25 protein-coding genes are annotated in these 23,056 nt (G+C 64.0%); 14 read left to right on the forward strand and 11 right to left on the reverse strand.

The window, feature by feature from the left end; all coding sequences use genetic code 11:
- Nucleotides 1-198: 198 nt before the first annotated feature.
- The 7 genes from GV027_RS09935 to GV027_RS09965 form a co-directional block, all read right to left on the reverse strand.
- On the reverse strand, nt 199-816 hold the full coding sequence (locus tag GV027_RS09935; protein WP_159511754.1) for a glutathione S-transferase family protein: 618 nt from the start codon (nt 814-816) through the stop codon (nt 199-201).
- Nucleotides 817-933: 117 nt separating this feature from the next.
- Nucleotides 934-1,803, reverse strand: coding sequence for a dienelactone hydrolase family protein (locus tag GV027_RS09940; protein ID WP_056405232.1), 870 nt, complete (start codon nt 1,801-1,803; stop codon nt 934-936).
- A gap of 35 nt (nt 1,804-1,838) precedes the next feature.
- Complete coding sequence (locus GV027_RS09945; protein ID WP_236559146.1) at nt 1,839-2,750, reverse strand: MBL fold metallo-hydrolase; 912 nt, start codon at nt 2,748-2,750, stop codon at nt 1,839-1,841.
- Between the two features lie 330 nt (nt 2,751-3,080).
- A complete protein-coding gene (locus GV027_RS09950) occupies nt 3,081-3,758 on the reverse strand; it encodes a DUF1013 domain-containing protein (RefSeq protein ID WP_081874195.1) in 678 nt (225 codons plus the stop codon).
- A gap of 111 nt (nt 3,759-3,869) precedes the next feature.
- Complete coding sequence (locus tag GV027_RS09955; protein ID WP_159511756.1) at nt 3,870-4,904, reverse strand: glycosyltransferase family 4 protein; 1,035 nt, start codon at nt 4,902-4,904, stop codon at nt 3,870-3,872.
- A gap of 45 nt (nt 4,905-4,949) precedes the next feature.
- Entirely contained in the window at nt 4,950-5,831 is an 882-nt protein-coding gene (locus tag GV027_RS09960; RefSeq protein ID WP_159511757.1) for a UDP-2,3-diacylglucosamine diphosphatase, read from the reverse strand.
- Nucleotides 5,832-5,990: 159 nt separating this feature from the next.
- Complete coding sequence (locus GV027_RS09965; RefSeq protein WP_159512843.1) at nt 5,991-6,971, reverse strand: NAD(P)H-quinone oxidoreductase; 981 nt, start codon at nt 6,969-6,971, stop codon at nt 5,991-5,993.
- Between the two features lie 118 nt (nt 6,972-7,089).
- Here GV027_RS09965 and GV027_RS09970 point away from each other — a divergent pair, with 118 nt between their 5' ends.
- From GV027_RS09970 to GV027_RS10035, 14 genes are all read left to right on the forward strand, one after another.
- Nucleotides 7,090-7,284 (forward strand): DUF1192 domain-containing protein, encoded by a 195-nt coding sequence (locus GV027_RS09970; protein ID WP_159511758.1) that lies wholly within the window; start codon nt 7,090-7,092, stop codon nt 7,282-7,284.
- A 143-nt stretch (nt 7,285-7,427) separates the two neighbouring features.
- Complete coding sequence (gene clpA / locus GV027_RS09975; RefSeq protein WP_159511759.1) at nt 7,428-9,746, forward strand: ATP-dependent Clp protease ATP-binding subunit ClpA; 2,319 nt, start codon at nt 7,428-7,430, stop codon at nt 9,744-9,746.
- A 139-nt stretch (nt 9,747-9,885) separates the two neighbouring features.
- Nucleotides 9,886-11,544, forward strand: a complete 1,659-nt coding sequence (locus GV027_RS09980) for a GGDEF domain-containing protein (RefSeq protein ID WP_159511760.1) — start codon at nt 9,886-9,888, stop codon at nt 11,542-11,544.
- 75 nt (nt 11,545-11,619) lie between these two features.
- Nucleotides 11,620-11,817, forward strand: coding sequence for a hypothetical protein (locus tag GV027_RS09985; RefSeq protein ID WP_159511761.1), 198 nt, complete (start codon nt 11,620-11,622; stop codon nt 11,815-11,817).
- Nucleotides 11,818-11,913: 96 nt separating this feature from the next.
- Complete coding sequence (locus tag GV027_RS09990; protein ID WP_056679860.1) at nt 11,914-12,153, forward strand: exodeoxyribonuclease VII small subunit; 240 nt, start codon at nt 11,914-11,916, stop codon at nt 12,151-12,153.
- A 7-nt stretch (nt 12,154-12,160) separates the two neighbouring features.
- Nucleotides 12,161-13,060 carry a polyprenyl synthetase family protein gene (locus tag GV027_RS09995; protein ID WP_159511762.1) on the forward strand — a complete coding sequence of 300 codons (900 nt, stop codon included), beginning with the start codon at nt 12,161-12,163 and terminating at the stop codon, nt 13,058-13,060.
- 21 nt (nt 13,061-13,081) lie between these two features.
- On the forward strand, nt 13,082-13,603 hold the full coding sequence (coaD, locus tag GV027_RS10000) for a pantetheine-phosphate adenylyltransferase (RefSeq protein ID WP_031439973.1): 522 nt from the start codon (nt 13,082-13,084) through the stop codon (nt 13,601-13,603).
- Between the two features lie 116 nt (nt 13,604-13,719).
- Nucleotides 13,720-14,442, forward strand: coding sequence for a peptidylprolyl isomerase (locus GV027_RS10005; protein ID WP_159511763.1), 723 nt, complete (start codon nt 13,720-13,722; stop codon nt 14,440-14,442).
- A 7-nt stretch (nt 14,443-14,449) separates the two neighbouring features.
- A complete protein-coding gene (gene queA / locus GV027_RS10010) occupies nt 14,450-15,505 on the forward strand; it encodes a tRNA preQ1(34) S-adenosylmethionine ribosyltransferase-isomerase QueA (RefSeq protein WP_159511764.1) in 1,056 nt (351 codons plus the stop codon).
- A 7-nt stretch (nt 15,506-15,512) separates the two neighbouring features.
- Nucleotides 15,513-15,956: an EF-hand domain-containing protein gene (locus tag GV027_RS10015; protein ID WP_159511765.1), complete on the forward strand. Its 444-nt coding sequence runs from the start codon at nt 15,513-15,515 to the stop codon at nt 15,954-15,956.
- Nucleotides 15,956-17,101, forward strand: a complete 1,146-nt coding sequence (gene tgt, locus GV027_RS10020) for a tRNA guanosine(34) transglycosylase Tgt (RefSeq protein ID WP_159511766.1) — start codon at nt 15,956-15,958, stop codon at nt 17,099-17,101. Before GV027_RS10015 ends, tgt begins: the two co-directional genes overlap by 1 nt.
- A 9-nt stretch (nt 17,102-17,110) precedes the next feature.
- Nucleotides 17,111-17,326, forward strand: a complete 216-nt coding sequence (locus GV027_RS10025; RefSeq protein WP_197975095.1) for a hypothetical protein — start codon at nt 17,111-17,113, stop codon at nt 17,324-17,326.
- 8 nt (nt 17,327-17,334) lie between these two features.
- On the forward strand, nt 17,335-20,172 hold the full coding sequence (locus GV027_RS10030; protein WP_159511767.1) for a M16 family metallopeptidase: 2,838 nt from the start codon (nt 17,335-17,337) through the stop codon (nt 20,170-20,172).
- A 101-nt stretch (nt 20,173-20,273) separates the two neighbouring features.
- Entirely contained in the window at nt 20,274-21,275 is a 1,002-nt protein-coding gene (locus tag GV027_RS10035) for a cell wall hydrolase (protein WP_236559148.1), read from the forward strand.
- 76 nt (nt 21,276-21,351) lie between these two features.
- Here GV027_RS10035 and GV027_RS10040 read toward each other — a convergent pair whose 3' ends face one another.
- From GV027_RS10040 to GV027_RS10055, 4 genes are all read right to left on the reverse strand, one after another.
- A complete protein-coding gene (locus GV027_RS10040) occupies nt 21,352-21,576 on the reverse strand; it encodes a hypothetical protein (RefSeq protein WP_056405216.1) in 225 nt (74 codons plus the stop codon).
- Nucleotides 21,577-21,679: 103 nt separating this feature from the next.
- Complete coding sequence (locus GV027_RS10045; protein ID WP_031394996.1) at nt 21,680-21,892, reverse strand: cold-shock protein; 213 nt, start codon at nt 21,890-21,892, stop codon at nt 21,680-21,682.
- 249 nt (nt 21,893-22,141) lie between these two features.
- Nucleotides 22,142-22,555: a glycine zipper 2TM domain-containing protein gene (locus GV027_RS10050; RefSeq protein ID WP_192003563.1), complete on the reverse strand. Its 414-nt coding sequence runs from the start codon at nt 22,553-22,555 to the stop codon at nt 22,142-22,144.
- Between the two features lie 74 nt (nt 22,556-22,629).
- Nucleotides 22,630-22,986: a DUF3597 domain-containing protein gene (locus tag GV027_RS10055; RefSeq protein WP_159512845.1), complete on the reverse strand. Its 357-nt coding sequence runs from the start codon at nt 22,984-22,986 to the stop codon at nt 22,630-22,632.
- Nucleotides 22,987-23,056 lie beyond the last annotated feature (70 nt).

Below are 23,056 nucleotides of genomic sequence, written 5' to 3' on the forward strand. Positions count from 1 at the left end.
AGGCTTGCCCACCATAGGAGCGATAGCGACACAAGCGCGCGCTCGCCGTTTTGATCGTCGATCCACGCGGCGATCGCCTTGGGAGTGCGGGGGCACGTGGCCGAGTTGACGAATGCCCGCGCGATGGGGCCACAGGCGCTGGCGGGTTAGCTCGCGTCCTAGGCCGCCTGATCGGGCATTCGACCTCCTAGCGCAACTTCATGACGCCATCTTGGCCATAGCGTCATCATCCAGCGCTGCTGCCCGCCGATGGGCCGCGCGTTCGGTCAGGCGGGCGGCATAGGCCTCGAATGCTGCAAGCTTCGGCATCGTGCCGAACTGTAATCCCCATATGACCTGGGCACCCACATAGACATCGGCTGCCGTGAAGCGTTCGCCCGCGATATAGCTATGCGCCGCAACGGCATGCTCAAGTCCGGCGATCGCGGCCTCGAAACTTCCATAACCGACCATCCGCTGCTGCGTCTCGGTCGGGACCACGCCGAGCGATCGGTTGGTGATTGCCGCCTCCAGAGGCCCGGCCGCGTAAAATAGCCATCGATAATAGTCGGCCCGCTCGTCAGCCGTCGGCGCCAATTTCGCCTCGGGCACGGCGTCGGCCAGATAGGCGCAGATCGCGCCGCATTCGGTAACGACGTGGCCGTCATGGACGATAGCGGGCACCTTGCCCATCGGATTAACCGAAAGATACGGCGCCGCCTTCATCGTCGTCGCATAATCGAGCATCACCGTATCGTAAGCGGCCCCGGTCTCCTCAAGCATCCAGCGAGCAATACGCCCCCGCGACATGGGATTCGAATACAGCGTCAACGTCATGGCTCGCCCCTCAAGAACATAGAGTGAACGATGGTCTCATGGCGATGCCGTGCCGTCAAGATGCGATCGCGGATCGCACCCAGCGGGTTGTGCCGTCGAACGAAGCAGCGATGAATCTTACGCCAGCGCCGTCGCGAACAGCGCGAGCATGCGGCCCCACGCACGGTCCGCCTGCACCGGATTATAGACCTTGCTGTCGGGCGGGCACCATCCGTGCATCGTTTGCGGATAGACCTCGATTTCGGCCGGACGCTTCGCTGTCGCGAAGGCCGCCCGCAGCACGTCCTTCTCGGTCGGTGCGCGCGCATCATCGTTCGCCGCTATCGCGATCAGATAGCTGCCTTTCAGTGCAGGGATCAGCCGGTGCGGGCTGTCGGGTGTGTCGGTCACGAACCCCCCGCCGTGGAACGTCGCCCCCGCGCGGATGCGTCCCGATACCGCAGCAGCGGTGCGGATTACCATCGGCCCGCCCATGCAATAGCCGGTGGTCGCCAGCCCGCGCTTGCGATCCACCTGCGGTTGCGCATCCAGGAACGCGGTGAAGGATTTGGCGTCACGGACCGTACCCTCGGGTGTAAGCGCGTCACGAAAGGGTGCAATTCGAGCGCGGACGGCCGGCTGGTCGTAGGATTCACCGGGGCTAAGGAACGGTGCCTTGGTCGACCGATAGAACTGATTGACGACAAGGACGGCATAACCCGACTGCGCGAGTCGATCGGCCATCTGACGGAACGCTGGGCGCAGACCCATGATGTCCGGCCAGACAAGCACGCCCGGATGAGTCCCGGTGGCCGGCGCGACGAAATAGGCGTCAGCCTGACCATCGGGCGTCTTGATCGACACCTCGCGTCCGCTGATCGGCTTCGCATCGGCCGGCACGGGCAACAGCATCGCGAGGCCTGCGGCCCCGGTCATCACGCCGAACTGGCGCCGCGACATGGCGGCGAGATAGTGTTCGTTATCGTCTGCGGTATGCTCGTCGCACATGGGGCCTCTCCTGCCGGCTTTGATCTGATGCTAGCTCACGTTGCGCGCCACCACCACACGCCATCGACACTGTCCCGAACGGCGCGACCCTCGACCTCGAGCCGACGCAGATGCGCGAGCGCTTCACCCGTCGCCATGCCGAGCAGATCGGGGCCGATTGCGCGCCGGAACAGCCGTCCGAAACACTCGACCGCACGACGCGGCTCGGCGAGAAAGGCAGCGAGTTCGTCGAGCCGTTCGCGGTGCTCACGATCCATCGCGTCAAGCCTGATATGAAGACCAGTAAACGGATCGCCATGCCCCGGCAGGACCAGCAGATCTGCGGGCAATGTCTTCAGCCGGGCGATCGCGGCAAACCATTCGCCCAGCGGATCCGCATGCGGCTCGGTGATGCCTAAAGAGATATTGGGGCTGATACGGGGCAGAACCTGATCCCCGGCAATCAGGATGCCCGATACTTCGTTCAGAAGGCATGCATGCTCTGGGCTGTGGCCCGACCCGATCACGACCCGCCAGTCATCGCGCCCTACCGTCAACACGTCACCGTCGGTGATCCGCGTGTAACCTAAGGGAAGCGGCGTGATGATCTTGCGGAATCCCGCCCACCCCTTCGCACTGGCATGCGCGATCTGCGTACTGTCCCAGCCCGCACCGCGCCAGAATGCCAGCATTTCGGCGGGAACGGCATCCCTGGCATCAGCGGCCAGCATTCGTGCGGTCAGCCATTCGCCCCGGGTCATGACGAGCGCCGCGTCGTGCGTCTCGCATAGCCAACCGGCGAGGCCGATATGATCGGGATGAAAATGCGTGCCGATCACGCGGGTGATGCGGACGCCCGACTTCGGCCCTGCCAGGATTGCGGTCCACGCGTCGCGCGCTTCCGGCGTATTCATGCCCGTATCGACGAGCGCGTCGCCATCGCCGTCGGCGAGCATCCAGCAGTTCACGTGGCGCAGCGGACCTGGAATTTTGAGGCGTACCCAATCAACGCCGGGAGCGATGCGAAATACGTTACCGGGTTCGGGCTCGCGGTGGCCCAAGGAGTAGACCAGCCCCTTGTGTGTTAGCGGTTCATCCTGTGGAGCCGGCAGCGACGTCATGTGTCGCAGGTAGCAACCGCAAGGCGCCAGAGATAGTCCCCGAGCCGACACGCGCATCAGCCATGCCGCGTGCCCTCAACGCCCTGTGCCGCCGGCCATCCCCGCGCCGTCAGGACCGCAAACCTATTCGATAGCCCGTCCCGCCCCCGCACCGCGTCACGCGGGGACCGGGGACGTTCAGCGCTTGAAGGGGTCGTCGAACAGCGGCTTGACCGGCAGGACACCGCCCTCTGCGACGAACTGCGCGTCCGCCGCTGCCTGCGTACGCTCGTTACGAAGCTGCTCGAGCAGCGCCTCACGATCACCTTCGAGACGCGTGTCGGTCGGTGCTTCCATACCCGCCGCCTTGGCGGCCTTGGCGACCGCGGCGTCGAGTTCGCGCTGCGACGTCAGGCCAAGCGTGACCGGGTCCTTTGGCGTGATGTTGGCGATGTTCCAGTGGCTACGGTCACGGATCGCAGCGATCGTCGTGCGCGTCGTGCCGATCAGCAGCGAGATTGCGCCATCGGTGATCTCGGGATGATTACGGATAATCCAGGCAATGCCATCGGGCTTGTCCTGGCGCTTGGACACCGGCGTGTAACGCGGGCCCTTGGTCCGGCGGACCTGCTCGGGACCCTTGATCATCTTGAGCTGATAATCGGGATCGGCCGCGCCCTTGTCGATCTCGTCCTGCGTGACCTCATGCGCGCGGACGGGATCGCGCCCCGTCAGCTTGGTCGACGTGGTGTCGTCGGCGATCGCCTGGATCTCGAGAATGTGCAGACCGCAAAAATCTGCGATCTGTTCGAAACTGAGCGCAGTGTTGTCGACCATCCAGGCGGCGGTCGCATGGGGCATGAGCGGCTGGGCCACGGCGGAAACTCCGTAAAAATAGAAAGGGCCGCCCCTTCCGGAGCGGCCTGACATGACACACGACTTAGTGCGCCCATGACTAACAGGCAAGCGCGCGATCGTCGCGTTGCATCATGCCGCCATGCGCGGTCGATCGAGTGGACGGGCAAGCGGAACAAGGGCACGCAGAAACTGGCGCGCACTTGCGGGCCAGCTGTACCGGGCAGCATATGCGGCGCAGGCGACAGGATCGCGGGTCAGTGCCGCCGCGATCGCTTCGTCGAGATCCTCATGCATCACGCCAACGCGCGGGTCGAGTACGTCGATCGGGCCGGCGACGGGATAGGCTGCAACGGGAGTCCCGCACGCCAGCGCTTCGATCATGACCAGCCCGAACGTATCGGTGCGGCTCGGAAAGACGAGGACGTCCGCAGTCCGATAGGCCGCAGCCAGCCCTTGTCCGTCGCGCTGACCGAGAAACACGGCATCGGGGAAGCGACGTGCAAGCGCGGCGCGCGCGGGCCCGTCGCCGACCACCACCTTCGTTCCCCGATGCGCGGACGACAGAAAGGCCTCGACATTCTTCTCGACAGCGACGCGCCCAACATAGAGCAGGATCGGCCCGGGCAGCGCCGCCATCTCCGGATCACGGGCGCCGTCCAGCCCGAATTGTGCAAAATCGACGCCTCGCCCCCATTCGCGAACCTGATGCAGCCCCTGTGCGGTAAGTGTTGCCGCGACAGAGGGCGTGGAGACCAGGATCGACTCGGCGGGACGATGGAACCAGCGAATATAGCGCCATATCCAGGCGGGGTTCGCGCCCGTCCGTGCCGCGATATAATCGGGAAACTGGGTATGATAGGCGGTCGTGAACGGCAGATCTCGGGCCAGGCACCAGGTTCGTGCAGCGAGGCAGACTGGACCTTCCGTCGCGAGGTGTATCGCATCGGCGCCAAAGCTTTCGAGCAATCGTCCGACCGCGCCCGACCGTGCAAAGGCCAGCCGAATCTCGGGATAGGTCGGACACGGCATCGAGGCGAACTGCGCGGGGGATATGATCAGCACTTGATGACCCGTCGCTTCGAGTTCCCGCCGGACGGACTGCAGGGTGCGAACCACGCCGTTGACTTGCGGGCTCCAGGCATCGGTGACGATCGCGATACGCATCGGGGTCTCCTTGAGTAACCGCGGCATGAGCCGAATTGACGTGGGTCAGGCGGCCAGCGTGACGACGTTGTCGATTTCGCGTGCGGCGATCTCGTCTGCCCAGTGAAGCAGTTCCATTCGCCCGTCGAAATGCTCGACAAGTGCCGTGCAGCCTTCGACCCAGTCGCCGTCGTTATAATAGGCAACGCCGGCAATATCGCGCATTTCCGCAGTATGGATGTGTCCGCACACGACGCCATCGACCCCGCGGACGCCGGCCGCGTGCGCGACGACTTCTTCGAAATGCGATATGAAGGCGACGGCGTTCTTGACCTTGGCCTTGGCGTGTTTCGAGAGCGACCAATAGGGCATGCCGAGGCGTCGGCGCGCGCCATTCACCCATCGGTTGAGCCCCATCAGCAACGTGTACGCCGCATCCCCGATATGCGCGACCCAGCGATGCGCCAGCGTGATAGCGTCGAACTCGTCACCGTGCAGAACCAGCAGGCGGCGGCCGTCGGCGGTCTCGTGGATCGCCTTGCGCCGGATCGAGATCCCACCGAAGTCGAGCCCCGAATATTGCCGGAACACCTCGTCATGGTTGCCCGGAATATAGACGACCCGCGTACCGCGCTTCGCGCGCTTGAGCAGCCGCCACAGCACGTCGTTATGCGCCGCCGGCCAGTAGAATTTCTTCTTCAATCGCCAGCCATCGATCATGTCGCCGACCAGGAACATCGTCTCGCTGTCGACATGGTCGAGAAAGTCGTTAAGCATCGCCGCGTTGCAGCCACGCGTGCCGAGATGGACGTCGGAAATCCAGATCGTGCGATATTGCCGCCGGTCGACCACGCGTTCGGGCACGACGGGTCGCGAATGGATGAAGTCCGCGATGTCCGCCACATCGGCTATCGGCAACGCGTCGGTTGGAAACGTGACGGTGTCCATCGGCCTGCCCCGCAAATCTGTTCGTTGCGGTCCTGTCTAGCGGCGCAATGTGACATGGCAGTCGCAGTCCGGTGACTGTTCTAAGTCATCGGACGACGCACAGCCTCCGTCACGAATTGCAGAGACGGCTCGGGGACAGCCTGGTCAGGCGTGCCCGCGTCACGTCATGGACAGCACGATCTTCCCGACGTGATCGCCCGCCTCCATCCGCGCATGCGCAGCCGGGGCGTCGGCAAAGGCAAAGACGCGATCGATCACTGGCTTGAGCTTGCCGGCCTCGACATGCGGCCAGACCGTCCGTGCCAGTTCATCGGCCACGAGCGACTTGAATGCGGTATCACGCGGGCGCAGCGTCGATCCCGTCAAGGTCAGACGACGGCGCATGATCTCGAACAGCGGCACCGTCGCATTCGCCCCACCCTGAACCGCGATCGACACGTGCCGCCCATCTTCGGCCAGACATTGCAGATTACGCGCGACATAGTCGCCGCCCACCATATCGAGTACTGCCGCAACACCCTTGCCGCCGGTGATCTGCTTGACCCGTTCGACGAAGTCCTCGGTCTTGTAGTCGATCGCGTGCGTCGCGCCGAGGCTGAGCGCGGCTTCGCATTTCGCCTTCGAGCCCGCGGTGACGATGATGTCTATCCCGAAGATGGCACACAAGCCGATCGCCATCGTGCCGATCCCGCTCGTGCCGCCATGGACGAGCACCGTATCACCTTCAGTCGCATAGGCACGCTCGAACAGGTTGGTCCACACCGTGAACAGCGTCTCGGGCATCGCCGCGGCTTCGACCATCGTCAGCGCTTCGGGCACGGAGAGGCACTGGCCGAACGGGGCAACCGCATATTCGGCATAGGCACCGCCGGTGATCAGCGCACAAATCCGCTGCCCGATCTGCTCCTCGCCGACCCCGTCACCGACCGCGACGATCGTCCCGGCAATTTCCATGCCCAAGATCGACGGGGCACCGGGCGGCGGCGGATATTTACCCTGCCGTTGCATCACCTCGGGACGATTGACGCCCGCCGCCGCGACCTTGACGAGGACCTCGCCGGCTCCGGGATGCGGCACGGCGCGCTCCACAAGGACGAGCACTTCAGGGCCTCCCGGGGCTTTGGGATCGATTGCCTTCATGACGTCAGGGACGATGTAACGCGGAGTCGCGGTTTTTGCAGTCATGTGATCGAGACGCCCCATTGGATTTCCGTGCCTTATTGACATCACTCCGGTGCGGGTCAACGTTACAGGCGCAATGGATCCGGATGACGCCCCCTCTCGTCCCGACGATTTCCTCGATGCGCTCGTGCGTCAGGACATCGACTCGCTCTCGGTCGCCGAGCTCGATGCGCGGATTACCGCGCTGCAAGGCGAGATTGCGCGCTGCCAGTTGAAAAAAGATCGAGCGATCAGCCACCGCGCCAGCGCCGACGACCTATTTAGACGGTGATGTCCTCGACCTCGTCTCGGCGGTCCGCATTTGGACGGTGCAGGAACGCAGTCCGGTGGGGTCAAGTGCTTGATGCGATCGATTACCGTTCCGACATAGTGGCAAAGGGCCTGCGTCTGCGTGGCCCGACAGGAGTAATGTAAATGCCGTCATTTGCACCCGCCCTCGAGACCACCCTGCACAAGGCACTCGAGGCTGCATCGTCCCGACGCCACGAATATGCGACGCTCGAGCATCTCTTGCTGGCATTGATCGACGACGAGCACGGATCGAAAGTCATGGGCGCCTGCAACGTCGATCTGGGCGAGCTGAAAACCACGGTCGCGCATTATCTCGACACCGAGCTCGATGCGCTCAAGGTCGATGCCGCGACCGATCCATCGCCGACGAGCGGCTTTCAGCGCGTCGTCCAGCGCGCCATCCTCCACGTCCAGTCTTCGGGTCGCGACGAAGTAACGGGTGCCAACGTGCTCGTTGCCTTGTTTAGCGAGCGCGAAAGCTATGCCGTCTATTTCCTGCAGCAGCAGGACATGAGCCGCCTCGATGCGGTCAGCTTCATCAGCCACGGGGTGGGCAAGGGCGGACAGCAGCCGACTGAAGCTTCGACACCCAAAGGTGTCGACGATGAAAAGCCGACCAAGGGACAGGAGAAGGGCAAGACGGAAAGCGCGCTCAAGCAATTCACGGTCGACCTGAACGAGAAAGCCAAGAACGGGAAGGTCGATCCCCTGATCGGGCGCGGACCGGAGGTGGATCGCACGATCCAGATCCTGTGCCGTCGCTCGAAGAACAATCCGCTTTATGTCGGCGATCCCGGCGTCGGCAAGACCGCGATTGCGGAGGGCCTCGCGCGGAAGATTGTCGAGGGCGAGGTCCCCGACGTGCTCAAGCCGGCGGTAATCTATTCGCTCGACATGGGCGCATTGCTGGCAGGCACCCGGTATCGTGGTGATTTCGAGGAGCGCCTGAAGGCGGTCGTCAACGAGTTGGAGAAGATGCCGGACGCGGTATTGTTCATCGACGAGATCCACACAGTCATCGGTGCCGGCGCGACGAGCGGCGGTGCGATGGATGCGTCAAACCTGCTCAAGCCCGCGCTCTCAGGCGGAACGATCCGCTGCATCGGCTCGACGACCTACAAGGAATTCCGCAATCATTTCGAGAAGGATCGCGCCCTACTGCGGCGCTTCCAGAAGATCGATGTGAACGAGCCGACGATCGAGGATACGATCAAGATTCTGGCTGGCCTGCGGTCGGCGTTCGAGGATCACCACAACGTCAAATACACTCCCGACGCGATCAAGTCGGCGGTCGAACTCAGTGCGCGCTACATTAACGACCGCAAGCTGCCCGACAAGGCGATCGACGTGATCGACGAGGTCGGTGCGATGCAGATGCTCGTGCCGCCGAACAAGCGCAAGAAGACGATCACCCCCAAGGAGATCGAACAGGTCATCGCGACCATGGCGCGCATCCCGCCGAAATCGGTTTCGACCGACGACAAGCTCGCGCTCGCCACACTTGAAACAGATCTGAAGCGCGTGGTGTTCGGGCAAAATGCGGCAATCGAGAAGCTCAGTTCGGCGATCAAGCTGGCGCGAGCGGGTCTACGTGAGCCAGAGAAGCCGATCGGCAACTATCTGTTCACCGGCCCCACCGGCGTCGGCAAGACGGAGGTGGCCAAGCAGCTGTCTTCGATCCTGGGTATCCCGCTCCAGCGGTTCGACATGTCCGAATATATGGAGCGGCACTCGGTCAGCCGTCTGATCGGTGCGCCCCCGGGCTATGTCGGGTTCGATCAGGGTGGTCTGCTGACCGATGCGGTCGACCAGAATCCGCATTGCGTGCTGCTGCTTGACGAGATCGAGAAGGCGCATCCAGACCTGTTCAACATCCTGTTGCAGGTAATGGACAACGGGCGCCTTACCGACCAGCACGGCAAGTCGGTCGATTTCCGCAACGTCATTCTGATCATGACGACCAATGCGGGGGCCAGCGACATGGCCCGCGAGACGGTGGGCTTCGGCAACCTTACGCGTGAAGGCGAGGACGAACAGGCGGTGCAGAAGATGTTCACACCGGAGTTCCGCAATCGCCTCGATGCGATCGTGCCGTTCGGCTATCTGCCGACGACCGTGGTCGCCCGGGTCGTGGATAAGTTCATTCTTCAACTCGAGCTTCAGCTGGCGGACCGCGGCGTCCATATCCAGCTCGATGACGAGTCGAAGGCGTGGCTCACCGAGAAGGGCTATGACAAGCTCTACGGAGCGCGTCCGATGGGCCGTTTGATCCAAGAAAAGATCAAGCAGCCACTTGCCGAGGAGCTGCTGTTCGGGAAACTGGTTCATGGCGGCGAGGTGACGGTGAAGATGAAGGATGGTGCGCTTTCGTTCGCAATTGAAAGTGCGGCGCCGAAAAAGCCCAAGAAGAAGGGGAAGGCTGAACCCGTCTCTGCCAAGTAGCAGCGAGACGGCGGCAAGCCGCGTTTACGAGACCCGGCGGCAGCGCTTGCCGCCGGGTTTTTTTGTGCCATAGCCAGCCACGTTTACCGTTCTTTGCCGAACGCGCTTTACGAGGCATGTCATGGGGATACGGGCATATATGCGGTGGGTCATGGTCTTGCTGCTGTGGACGCTCGGCTTGGTGACTGCACAGCCCGCCGCCGCGACCGCCTTCCCCCTGGCGACTTGTCTCGTCCGCGCAGCACCCGGCATGACGGCGCCGGCCCTGTTCAAAACGCCGGAACGATTCGACTGCACCACCCCACAGCGCCGGTTCGGCCCGGGTGATTTTTGGGTCCTGTCACAGCCGCTCCCCGCAAATCAGCTGCGCGGCACCAGTGCGCGTATCGGCAGCATCTGGATGACGCGCATCACGCTCTATGTCCGCTATGCCGATGGTGCGATTCGCGATGTCGGCGTCACGCCAAAAACCGCCCATGAGATCCTGAACCTCGGCGCCGTACTCTCGCAACCGCTGCCGCGCCATGACGCGCCACCGGTGCGCCTCCTGTGGCATGTCGAAGGCGCCACGAACCTTCGCGGCGTCATCCTGCAGCCGGTACTGGCGGATCATGGCGAGGCGGCGACGACCGAGATCGTGCGCGGCGCACTTTACGGCGCGTTTGCCGGCATGGCGATCGCGCTGATCGTTTACAATCTGGCGCTATGGGGTGCGCTTCGCCAGGCTTTCCAGCCAGTCTACTGCCTCCTCGTCCTGTGCCTGCTGGCCTATGTATCGACGTCGTCAGGTGCTGCGGGCCAAGTCTTTACGGGCCTCGACAATAACGACCGCCAGCGGCTCAACATATTGTTTCTGGCCGCATCCGCCAGCGCAGCGCTCCTTTTCGCCCGCAGCTTCTTCGAACGTGCCGTGTTCTCGAGTTGGGTACGGCCGCTCAGCAGTGCGGTGATGGTCGGGCTGGTCGGCATGGCGGGGCTCTGGGTCATGCTCGCCCCCCGCGCGATCCATGTCCTCGATACCGGCATGTCGATCGCATATCTGGGGTTCATCGGGGTTGTGGCGATCATCCTGTGGCGCGCGTGGCGCGTCCGCAGCAATTATCTGTGGTTGTTTGCGCTTGCGTGGGGTGCACCGATCGTCATGTCGGGGCTTCGCATCGCCAGCAGCTTCGGGATGGTCGAGCCGAGCCTGCTGGTCGACAATTCGACGGTCATCGCGATGGCGATCGAGGCGCTTCTGTCGAGCACGGCGATTGCCTATCGCATCCTTTTGCTAAGCCGCGAACGCGACGCTGCGCGTGAACAGGAGATCGCGGCGCGCCTGCTTGCCGATACCGACCCGCTGACCGGCCTGCTCAATCGTCGCGCCTTCCTGGCACGCGCGATCGGCCGCCCCGGCGAGCAGACGCTGCTGATCGCCGACATCGACCATTTCAAGCGGGTCAACGAGACGATCGGTCATGATGGCGGCGACGAGGTGTTGCGGGCCTTCGCCCGTGCGCTCCGCAGCGCACTGCCAACCGATACGCTCATCGCCCGAATTGGTGGCGAGGAGTTTGCTATCCTCGTCGATGCCTCGACATCGGTTTCGCCCTGCGCAATCCGCGACCGTGTCCGCGGCCAGTCGATGCCGTACGATATCACCATCACCGCCAGCATCGGTACATGCACGGGCCCCCTGTTGCACGACGCCGACTGGAAGACGCTTTACCGCGACGCCGACCGCGCGTTGTTCGAGGCCAAGGCGGCGGGCCGCGATCGATCGCGAAGCGCGGTCAGCCTCGTCTCGGCCGCCTGAGTGCGGTGCCTGGTGCCGCGCCTTGTCAAAGCGGATTGACGACGTCAGGATGCAGCTTCCCCCGGGAGAATGACGATGCGTAATCGTAAGGCTGCTCTCGCTGTCGCTGCGCTGGTGCTGACGCTCGCAGTAATGCCGCGACCGACGGCGGATATCCGCCTCATCACGCATGACCCGTCCGACCCCGCGCCGCACAGGATGCAGGCTGCCGTCGACCTGGGACTGATCGGCATATCGGTGCTTTACACCTGGACCGTCGAGAGGCTGCGCTAGAATTCGCGGCAAACTCGGCGTGTGCCGGTTGCGGCATAGCCTCCGCCGTCGACGCGTCCTTGACCCCCGTCGCGCGCCTGCTCCATAGCAGCACCCATGGAAACGCCGACCGAAGACCTCTCATTCGAAGAGGCATTGAAAGAGCTGGAGACGATCGTGGGGCAGCTCGAGCGTGGCGATACGCCGCTGCAGCAGGCGATCGAGCTTTACGAACGCGGCAACAAGCTGCGCCAGCGTTGTGCCGATCGGCTCGATGCTGCGCAGGCGCGGATCGAAGCGATCCGGCTCGATGCCGAGGGTAAGCCGGCTGGGGTTCGCCCCTTCGCGGCAAGTTGAGCCGCGCATGACGGCCTTCCCGCAATCGCTGGCGGACGCGCTCGCCGAGGTTTCCGCGGAAATCGATGCACAGTTCGATGTCCTGCTGGCGATCCCCGACGATCCGCGTGCGGATCTGTATCGCGCGATGCGTCATGCCGCGATCGGCGGCGGCAAGCGGCTACGCCCGTTGCTTGTTTTCGCGACCGCCAGCCTGTTTGGGGTCGACCGTGCTTGTGCGGCGCGGGTGGCCACGGCCATCGAGGCGATCCATGTCTATTCGCTGATCCATGACGATCTCCCGGCCATGGACGACGACGACATGCGTCGTGGCAAGCCGACCGTCCACAAGATGTTCAGCGAAGCATGCGCGATCCTCGCAGGTGACTGCCTTCACGCGCTGGCGTTCGAGATCCTCGCCGACCCGTCAACGCACCCCGATCCGTTCGTGCGCGCCGATCTGGTGCTCGACCTTGCCAAGGCGTCCGGCCCGACTGGGATGGCCGGCGGCCAGATGATGGATCTCGAGGCGGAGAATGCCCGGTTTGATCTGAACACTGTCACCCGGCTTCAGCAGATGAAGACCGGTGCGCTGATTTTGGCGTCCGTCGAAGCAGGCGCCATTCTTGGCAGGATTGCGCCCGAGGGCCGGGTTGGCCTGCGCGGCTATGCGCACGACCTGGGACTTGCCTTTCAAATTGCTGACGATCTGCTCGATGCCGAAGGCGATGAGACGGCGGCGGGCAAACGTCTCCGCAAGGATGCCGGTGCGGGCAAGGAGACATTCCTGTCGCTGCTCGGCGCGGAGCGCGCGCGTGAACAGGCCCGCATGCTTGTCGAGCAGGCGATCGCGCATCTGCACAGCTATGGCCGCGAGGCCGATCTGCTCCGCGAGATCGCACGCTTCGTGCTTGATCGCGACCGCTGACCTCTTCCGGAGACACCGACCATGACGGCAAGCCAAGAGACCGTAAGGGTCGGTGTTTACCCGGGTACGTTCGACCCGATCACGCTAGGCCATATGGACATCATCCGGCGTGGCGCGAAGCTCGTCGACCGGCTGGTCGTCGGCGTCACGACGAACGCCTCCAAATCGCCGATGTTCACGATCGAGGAACGCATGGCGATGGTGAGGCGTGAGGTAGACGGCGTGGCCGGCGAGATCCACGTGGTCGCGTTCGACTCATTGTTGATGGATTTTGCCGAGCGCGAAGGGGCAAAGGTCATCGTCCGCGGTCTGCGTGCCGTCGCCGACTTCGAATATGAATATCAGATGGCGGGGATGAACCAGCAGATCAATCCGCGGGTCGAGACGGTGTTCCTGATGGCGGATGTCGCGCTGCAGCCGATTGCGAGCAAGCTGGTCAAGGAAATCGCGCTCTTCGGCGGGGACATAGCCAAATTCGTGCCGCCTGCCGTCAGTGAAGAGGTCATTGCCCGCGTCAATCAGATCGGCCGCAAGGGAAGTTGACGCGCGCGGGACGCCAGTCGGCAGACGATGTTCAGTTTGGCGCAAGCACGGATTTGTTCTAAGCGGCGGGCTTCAAGGTCGGCCCCGGCCTCATGGCCAATGCGAGTAGGGATTTGATGCGCTTTTTCGCCGGTATGTTTGCGATCCTCGGGTGCCTCGTCGCGGCGCCTGCGTCCGCCCAGATCATCGATCCCGCCGTTGCCGGACGCGCTACCCCGCCGTTGACGACGGACACGCAGAACCTGCTGCTGCTTGACCTGTCGACGGGGGGCCGGGTCACGATCTGGCTTCGTCCCGACGTCGCCCCTTTGATGGTCGAGCGCATCAAAACCCTGACCCGGCAGCATTTCTACGACGGCCTGGCGTTTCACCGGGTGATCGACGGGTTCATGGCACAGGGCGGCGATCCAAAGGGTGACGGTACCGGTGGCTCACCCCTGCCCGACGTGAAGGCCGAGTTCAATTATCTGCCGCACGTTCGCGGCGCGGTGTCCGCGGCGCGTTCGGAAAAGGAAGACAGCGCGAACAGCCAGTTCTTCATCGTCTTTCAGCCGCGCCTCAGCCTCGACAAGAAATATACCGTGTTCGGCCGGGTGATCGACGGCATGCAATATGTCGACGCCATCGAGCGCGGCGAGCCGCCGGCAAACCCCTCGCGGATCCTGCACGCCTATATCGCTGCGGACAGCCCGCCGGCCTATGTCGCCGCGCCCGTTACCCCGCCACCGGCACTGGGCGCGCCTGTAACCCTGCCGGGGACCGGCAGCAGCAAGGCGAGGCCAGCACCGGCGGTCGTTGCAAAGCCCAAGCTTGCCAAGAAGGCCCCCGCGAAGAAGTGAGAGTCCGTTGAACGTCGACCTTTTCGACTTCGACCTGCCGACCGACCGTATCGCACTCCGGCCCGAAACGCCGCGCGATGCCGCACGGCTGTTGGTCTTAGACGGGGATGCAACACGCGACCTGCGCGTCACGGATCTGGCTGGACAGCTGCGTCGCGGCGACCTGCTGGTGTTCAACGACACGCGGGTCATTCCGGCGCAGCTCGAAGGGCGTCGTGCTGGGATCGAGCAGGACGGGCAGCTCTCGTCCGGGGCGAAGATCGGGGCGACGCTGCACAAGCGCGAGGGGCCGCGGCGTTGGCGCGCCTTCATTCGAAATGCGCGCCGTCTGCGCGATGGGGATCCGATCGATTTTGGCAACGGCGTCGTCGCCCGGGCGGTCGACCGGGCAGAAGACGGCAGCTACGCGCTCGAATTCGCAGGCGACGAACCGATCGAACTGCTGCTCGATCGCGCGGGGCGAATGCCCTTGCCTCCCTATATCGCGGCGAAGCGCCCGACGGACGCGCGCGACGCCGAGGATTACCAGACAATGTTCGCCGCCGAGCCCGGCGCGGTCGCGGCGCCGACCGCGGCGCTGCACTTCACCCCATCGGTGATGGCGGCGCTCGAGGCTGCGGGCATCGGGAAGGCAACGCTGACGCTGCACGTCGGTGCGGGCACGTTCCTGCCGATGAAGGTGGACGATACCGACGATCACCAGATGCATGCCGAATGGGGCCGGATCGATGCGACCACGGCGGACCAGCTGAATGCGGTGCGCGCCGCCGGCGGCCGGGTGATCGCGGTCGGCACGACATCGCTGCGACTGATCGAGAGCGCGACCGGTGACGACGGCGTCATCCGCCCGTTTGAGGGCGACACGGCGATCTTCATCACGCCGGGCTACCGCTTCAAGGGGATCGATGGCCTGATGACCAATTTCCACCTGCCGCGGTCAACGTTGTTCATGCTGGTATCGGCGCTGATGGGACGCGAGCGGATGCAGGCCGGCTATGCGCATGCAATTGCGGCCAAGTATCGCTTCTACAGCTATGGCGATGCCAGCCTGCTGCTGCCATGACCGGCCCATGTTGATCCCGTTGATTCTGGCTTTGCAGGTCGTGCCTTCCGCGGGGATTGCGCAACCGCCCGCAACGATCTTTGCCGAACCGGCCGCGATGCTGATCGCCGCCTGCGATGCGGATCGCGACGCGCGCGTGACCAGGCCCGAACTTGACACTTGCCTCGCGCGGAGCTTTGCGGGCGCCGAGGGCAGCACGACGGGCAAGATCGGCTATATCGCCTATGCCGACTGGTCGCTGAAATGGCTTGGCGATCGCAACGCCCTGCCCAGCCCCTTCGAAGTCGATCGCGATGGCGACAACGCGATCACCCTTGGCGAGCTTCAGGCCCGATTTGCGCAATTCTTTCTCCGCTTCGATCGCAACCGCGACGGGGTGCTCGTGCGCGAGGAGCTGCTGACGATCAGGAGCTTCGCCCCCAACGCCCCACCGCGCGGCAAGCGCCGTTAATGGATCATACCGTGTCCCCTCGTTTCGACTTCACGATTTCCGCCACCGATGGCGCAGCACGCACGGGCCAGATCGCGATGCAGCGCGGCGTGATCCGCACCCCCGCCTTCATGCCGGTCGGCACCGCCGCGACGGTCAAGGCGATGAAGCCCGACGACGTGGCGGCCGCCGGGGCCGACATCATCCTTGGCAACACCTATCATCTCATGCTGCGTCCCGGCGCGGAACGTGTCGCGCGACTGGGTGGGCTTCACGGCTTCATGGGCTGGTCGAAGCCGATCCTGACCGACTCGGGTGGGTATCAGGTGATGAGCCTCGCGGATCTTACCAAGCGGTCCGAGGAAGGCGTGTCGTTCAAATCGCATCTCGATGGAACTCGGCACCTGCTCAGCCCCGAACGGTCGATCGAGATCCAGCGATTATTGGGGTCGAACATCGTCATGGCGTTCGACGAGCTTGTCCCGACGACCTCCACGCGGGAGGTTCAGGCCGCCGCCATGGAACGATCGATGCGTTGGGCGAAGCGATCGCGCGACGCCTTCGATGCAGGCGGTGCCCATGCGGAGAACAACGCGATCTTCGGAATCCAGCAAGGCGCGCTGAACGAGTCGTTCCGCAAATCCTCGGCGGACGCGCTGATCAATATCGGCTTCGATGGTTATGCGGTCGGCGGATTGGCGGTCGGCGAAGGACAGGAGGCGATGTTCGGATGCCTGGATTTCGCCCCCGGACAATTGCCCGCCGACAAACCCCGCTATCTGATGGGCGTCGGCAAGCCTGACGATATCGTGGGCGCTGTCGAGCGCGGAATCGACATGTTCGATTGCGTCATGCCGACGCGATCCGGGCGGACCGGACAGGCGTTCACGCGCAAGGGCCCGATCAACATCCGCAACGCCCGGTTTGCCGAAGACCAGTCGCCGCTGGCGGCTGATTGTGCTTGCCCGGTCTGCGCCACCTGGAGCCGGGCCTATCTGCATCATCTCGTCCGCGCGGGCGAGATGCTGGGCGCGATGTTGATGACCGAACACAATATCTGGTTCTACGAAACGCTGATGGCAGATCTGCGCGCTGCGATCGCCGCCGGTACATTGACGAAGTTCGCAAATGATTTCCGAGCGGAGTATGGTCGGAAATCGAGTTAGGAGAGTGACGTGACCGACCCCATCACAACGGCTGCCGACGACGATACCCCCAACGAAATTCTCGCCGCAGCCAAGGAAGCAAAGCTCCACGCCGAAGCCGCAGCAAAGGCGACCGTAGAGAAAGCGAAGACCTGGCCGCTTGCAAAGATCGGGCTTGGCGTCGGCATAGGCTCAGCCGCCATCGCCGGCGCGGTGCTTTTCAACCGCTCGCGTACCCAGAAGTAAGGACACAGATGCGCCTCCTCCGCTCCGCCTTGCTGCTTGGTGCAGCCTGTTGTCCTGCAGCGGTGGTGGCGCAGTCCGCCCCCCCCAAATCTACGTCGAACGTCTCCGTAAAACCGCTCGCCTTCACCGAACGCGTGCTGGCCAACGGTTTGCGTGTCTACGCCATCCGGGACACGGCGACACCCAACGTTTCGGTCCAGGTCTGGTATGACGTCGGGTCCAAGGACGATCCCAAGGGCCGGTCCGGCTTTGCCCATATGTTCGAACATCTGATGTTCAAATCGACCCGCAACCTGGTGTCAGAACAAATGGACCGGCTGACCGAGGACGTCGGCGGCTATAACAACGCATCGACCAACGACGACTATACGAATTATTACGAGGTGGTTCCGGCCAATCACCTGCAGCGTCTGCTGTTCGCCGAAGCCGACCGGATGGCGAGCCTCGTGGTCGAGCCCAAGAGCTTCGCCTCCGAACGTGACGTCGTGAAGGAGGAGCTTCGCCAGAGCACGCTGGCTCGGCCCTATGGCAAGCTGTTCTCGCTCTATTATCCCGCGCTCGCCTATGCGCGACATCCCTATGCACGTGGTACGATCGGCAGCCTGGAAAATCTCGAAGCCGCCGGCATCGACGACGTCCGCGCCTTTCATGCAACCTATTACCGACCCGACAATGCGGTCTTGGTCGTCTCGGGCAACTTCGAGCCTGCACAGCTCGACCGCTGGATCGACACCTACTTCGCCCCTATCAAGAAGCCGGTCGGGGCAATTCCCCGGGTAACGGTCACTGAGCCGGCCCGTACCCAAGCCGTGACGCGTACGGTTTACGAGCCCAACACGCCGCTTCCCGCGGTGCTGATCAGCTATCATATCCCGGCGGATCGCGCTGCCGACATTCCCGCACTTAGTCTCCTGAAAGCGATATTGTCGGAGGGCGAGAGCTCGCGGCTCTATGAAAGCGTCGTCTACCGCGATCAACTTGCGCAGTCCGCCGACGCCATGATCGACAGCAAGCAGTCGACCGGCAATCTGGTCATCTACGCCATCATGGCCGGGGGCAAGACCGTCGACGCGGGCGAGACCGCGCTGAAGCGTGAGATCGCACGGCTGCGCGATGCCCCCGTCACGCCTGCCGAACTGGCCGAGGCGAAGAACGAAATTCTGACAGCGTCGATCATCGCCCGGGAAACCGCCGAAGGAAAGGCGAGCACCCTTGCGTCATCGGTGATCGTGGACGGTGATCCGCGCGCCGCAGACCGCCAGCTCGCGGCCATTGCGCAGGTCACGGCCGCAGATATCCAGCGCGTCGCACGGACCTATCTGGCTGACGCGCAGTCCGCGACGATCCGGTATCTCCCGCTCGATGCCAAGCCTGCTGCGACGCCGGTCGCGACGATCGATGTGGCTCCCAGCGTCCGCGTCGCCGATCTTAAGGCGCCCGCCAACGTCGAGATCGTTACCCCCGCCGCCGAAGGACAGCGCGTCCTTCCCCCCGCCCCCGGAACACCAATTTCGCCGACCCTGCCCCAGCCGATCACAACGCAGCTCGCCAATGGCATGCGGCTTATCACCGTAGAGCGGCACGATCTGCCGATCGTCACCGCCTATCTCGTTACCGGTGGCGGCGCGGCAACCGATCCTGCTAATCGGGCAGGTGTCAGCAGCCTGGCGGCCGAGTTGCTGACAAAAGGCACGCGCACACGGACGGCCACGCAGATTGCGCGGCAGATAGAAGGGCTCGGCGGATCGATCGGCAGCGATGCGGGCAGCGACGGTGCCGCCGTCGATGTCACGGTGAAGGCGGATCAGCTCTCCCCTGCCCTGTCGATCCTTGCCGATGTGGCGATGCACCCCGCGTTCGCGCTCGACGAAATCGAACGGGCACGGACGCAGCAAATCGACGCGGTATCGCTCGCGCTCAAGGATCCGGCGCAGCTTGCCGCACTGGTCGCCGACCGGGCGGTTCTCGGCGCGTCCGCCTATGGCGCACCGATCGGCGGCACCCCGATCTCGTTGAAGGCGATCACCCGGGCCGACATCACCGCGGCCTATGCGCGCAGCTTCAGCCCCGATCAGGCTACGCTCATCATGGTCGGCGACGTCACCGCGGCGCAGGCGAAGACGCTGGCCGACGCCCAATTCGGCCCCTGGAAGAAGACCGGCGCGGCGACGACACCTGCCATGGCGATCGATTACCCGGCGCCCCGCGTGATCGTCGTCGACATGCCCGATGCGGGCCAGGCTGGCGTCGTCGTCGCTCGGCCGGCGATCGCGCGTACCGACCCCCGCTATTATTCGCTGGCGGTAGCGAACACCGTGCTTGGCGGAGGCTTCTCTTCACGACTGAACCAGGAAATCCGGATCAAGCGCGGTCTGGCCTATGGCGCAGGCAGCACGCTGGACGCGGGGAAGACACAGGGAACGGTTGCCGCGCGGACACAGACCAAGAACCCTACCGCAACGGAAGTCGTCTCGCTGATCGCAGCGGAGCTGGCGGGCATGGGCAAGGCACCCGTGTCCCCGGGCGAACTGGAGACACGCAAGGCGGTACTTGTCGGGAATTTCGGGCGCGGGATCGAGACGACGTCCGGCGTGGCGGGGATTCTGGGATCTTATGTCCAGAACGGCGTTGCCGTCGATGAACTGCAGCAGTTTACGGCAAAGGTTGGCCCAGTTGATTCCGCGTCGGTCCAAACCGCAGCCGCGGCGCTGCTCGATCCCATAAAGGCCAGTATCGTGGTCGTCGGCGATGCCAAGCAATTCGCTCCCTCGCTCCGAAAAGCCTATCCGCAAGCCGAGCTGATCCCCGAGGCTGCGTTAAAACTCGATACCGCCGCACTTAAATGACTCTCGTCGGGACGACCGCGGGCATTCGGTAGCGGAACGGTAGGGTTTCCTGCGATATGGCTGGCCGTCTTTGATGACGGTGGCGCAAGGATAGCGGGATTTTGAACACGACGCGCTGGGCCTCCCGGTCATCGAGACGACGATGGTTGCCGGTGGCCATATCCGGCGTGATCGCGTCGACCGCGCTGTTTGCGCACGCGGCGTTCCGCTACGCGCCAAGGGATGCCGGGACACCTCTTCGCGGCGGTGATGGCGAGGGGCGGCATAGCGACGTTCTTGAGAGCATTCCCGGGGACTTTGCGGCTCCCGTCCCCGGGGTGACGGGAACGATCGCCCTCCCCAAGATGCCCATTTTCGTTGATGCGTCTATAGGGGATCCCGGCGTCGTGGCAGGACGTCCCTTTTCAATGACGAGGACCAGCGCGGCGGACCGGGCGCGGGCGTTGTTCTGCCTGACGACTGCGATCTATTACGAGGCCGCATCCGAGCCCGATGCCGGGCAACGCGCCGTTGCTCAGGTCATTCTCAATCGCGTTCGCCATCCCGCCTTCCCGGCAAGCGTCTGCGGCGTAGTCTATCAGGGGCCGCATTCGGGCGGGGCACCGACTGCATGTCAGTTCAGCTTTGCCTGCGACGGTGCGACCGCGCACGCGCCGGCCAGGCTTGCGTGGGTCCGGGCCGAGCGAAATGCGGCGATGGCTTTGGCGGGCTATGTTTATACGCCGGTCGGACTGGCGACGCATTATCATACCTATGCTGTCACGCCGCTATGGAGCCGCAGTCTGGTGATGACGGCGGTGGTCGGCGCACATTTCTTCCACCGGTGGAAAGGCTATTGGGGCACCGCCGCGGCCTTTAACCAGCACTATCTCGGCGGTGAGCCGCTGCCAGGTAGGGCCACCGGCGCGGCATTTGCAGCCCTTCCGACCACAGCGCGGCCCGACATCGCGGATGGCGCCAGAGGCGCCTCGGGTTCGGGTGTCGTGATGTCGGCTACGGTGCAGACCAATGCGGGGATCGGATCGACGCCTGCCGAGGCGGATCGATTACCACCCGCGCCGGAAATACTCGACCGGTGGAAAGATACAGGCGGGCTGCGCTGACGGCGCGGCATGTTGCCATGCCCAAACGCTGGATATGGAAACGGCCGCCGATGTCGGCGGCCGTTCGAAGCCGATCTTATTCGGCGGGGATCATCGTGGTATTTGCCATGCGCTCGCCACCGGGAGGGGCGGCTTCGCGGGCGGCGCGCAACGTCTGCGTGCGCTCGGCACGGTTGGCCATGTCATCCCAGGCCTTTTCGGCGCGGCGGCAGCGGTCGCGGACATTGTCGAGCGAGGCGGCATCGCCATTGCGACGCTCTTCTTCAGCGCGGGCCCGGTAGAATTCTGGATTATCGGCCATGCTGCTGCGCTCCTGAGGACCTAGAGGAAGTAGGCGCGGCGACCAGAGGGGTCGCCGCGCCGCAACCGAAATCAGTCATCGGCGGACAAGTCCGCCGACAGCCTCAGTCGGCCGGCTGGAGGTTCACAGCCGACTGCTTGCCGCGCTTGTCAGGCTCGAGCTCGTAGGTGACGCGCTGGTTCTGGTTCAACGTCGGCATGCCGGCGCGCTCAACCGCGGTGATGTGCACGAATGCATCGTTGCCACCGCCATCGGGAGCGATGAAGCCATAGCCCTTGTCGGCGTTGAAGAACTTTACGGTGCCAGTGATAGCCATGCGATGGCTCCTTCTTTGTTATGGGGCAATCCGAGGTTCGGACTGCCCGATGCCGCGGAGCAGGGAAAGAAGGAGAAAGGTGCCGCAAAGCGCCAAGAACCGTCGATATGCGACTGTAGCAAATCTCCATATGGGCCAGACGACCCGAAATTGCAAATCTGGCGGTGTTTTTAGACGACCATTACCATAAGAAAGATCCCCCGCAGCGCCAAGGCCGGCGGCGTAACAGAACGCCGCCAGCCCCGGACATTAGCGGCAGCGTGCCGGGGTGTTGCTGCGATCGACCGCACGTCCGGCGAGCGCGCCGCCGGCGGCGCCGAGCACGGTGCCGAGAAGACCCGAACCGCCCGGTGCGATCACGTTACCCAGCACGCCGCCGGCCACGCCGCCGACGATCAGACCGGTCGTCCCGTCGTTGCGACGGCAATAATAGCGGCCGTCATTGCCGCGGTAGATGCGGTCGTTGTTCGACAGGCGGCGTTCGCGGTAGCGGCGGTCGTCGCGGTAGTAGCGGCCCGCGTCGTAGCTGCCATAGGCGGGGTCGGGCCGGTTATAGTCGTAGGACCGATAGCGCGGGTCGACGCCGTAGCGGTCGCCGCCACCGCCGACGCAGCCGGCGATCAGGGTGGAGGCGGCCATAAGCCCCAGCGTCATAGCGCGCATTTCGTGTCCTTTCAGAGGGTTGTCGGTATCACCTCAATGCTCGGCGCCGGCCTTGGTTGCCGGCGCCGATGCACTCAATCCTGCAAACCTGCGGGGACGGTGCCGCCATTCTTGGCCAGTTCCCTCATCACGGCCTTGTGCAGCCAGATGTTCATCTCCGCGTTGCCGTCCTTGGCACCGGTATAACCGAGCTCGGTGGCGAGTTCCTTGCGGTTGTCGAGGCTGGAGTCGAGGTCGAGCAGCTTCATCAGGTCGACGATCGAGCTGCGCCAGTTGAGGTCCGAATTCTTGCGCGACGCCATGCCCGAGAGCACCGCCTCGACATCGACCGGCTGGGTGGCGGCGGGGGCGGTCTGTGGGGCGGATGATGAAGTTCCTCTTGTTGAAGGAACTCCATCGTCTGCCGCCGCTGCCGCAGGACCAAACCTCAGCGCAAGGGCGCTACCCCACCGCCACCACCACTGCCGCGCAGCGGCTTCGTGCTGTGGGTCCTATCAGCCC

Origin of the sequence: Sphingomonas sp. T1 (assembly GCF_902506585.1) — a bacterium.
Lineage (GTDB): Bacteria > Pseudomonadota > Alphaproteobacteria > Sphingomonadales > Sphingomonadaceae > Sphingomonas > Sphingomonas aerolata.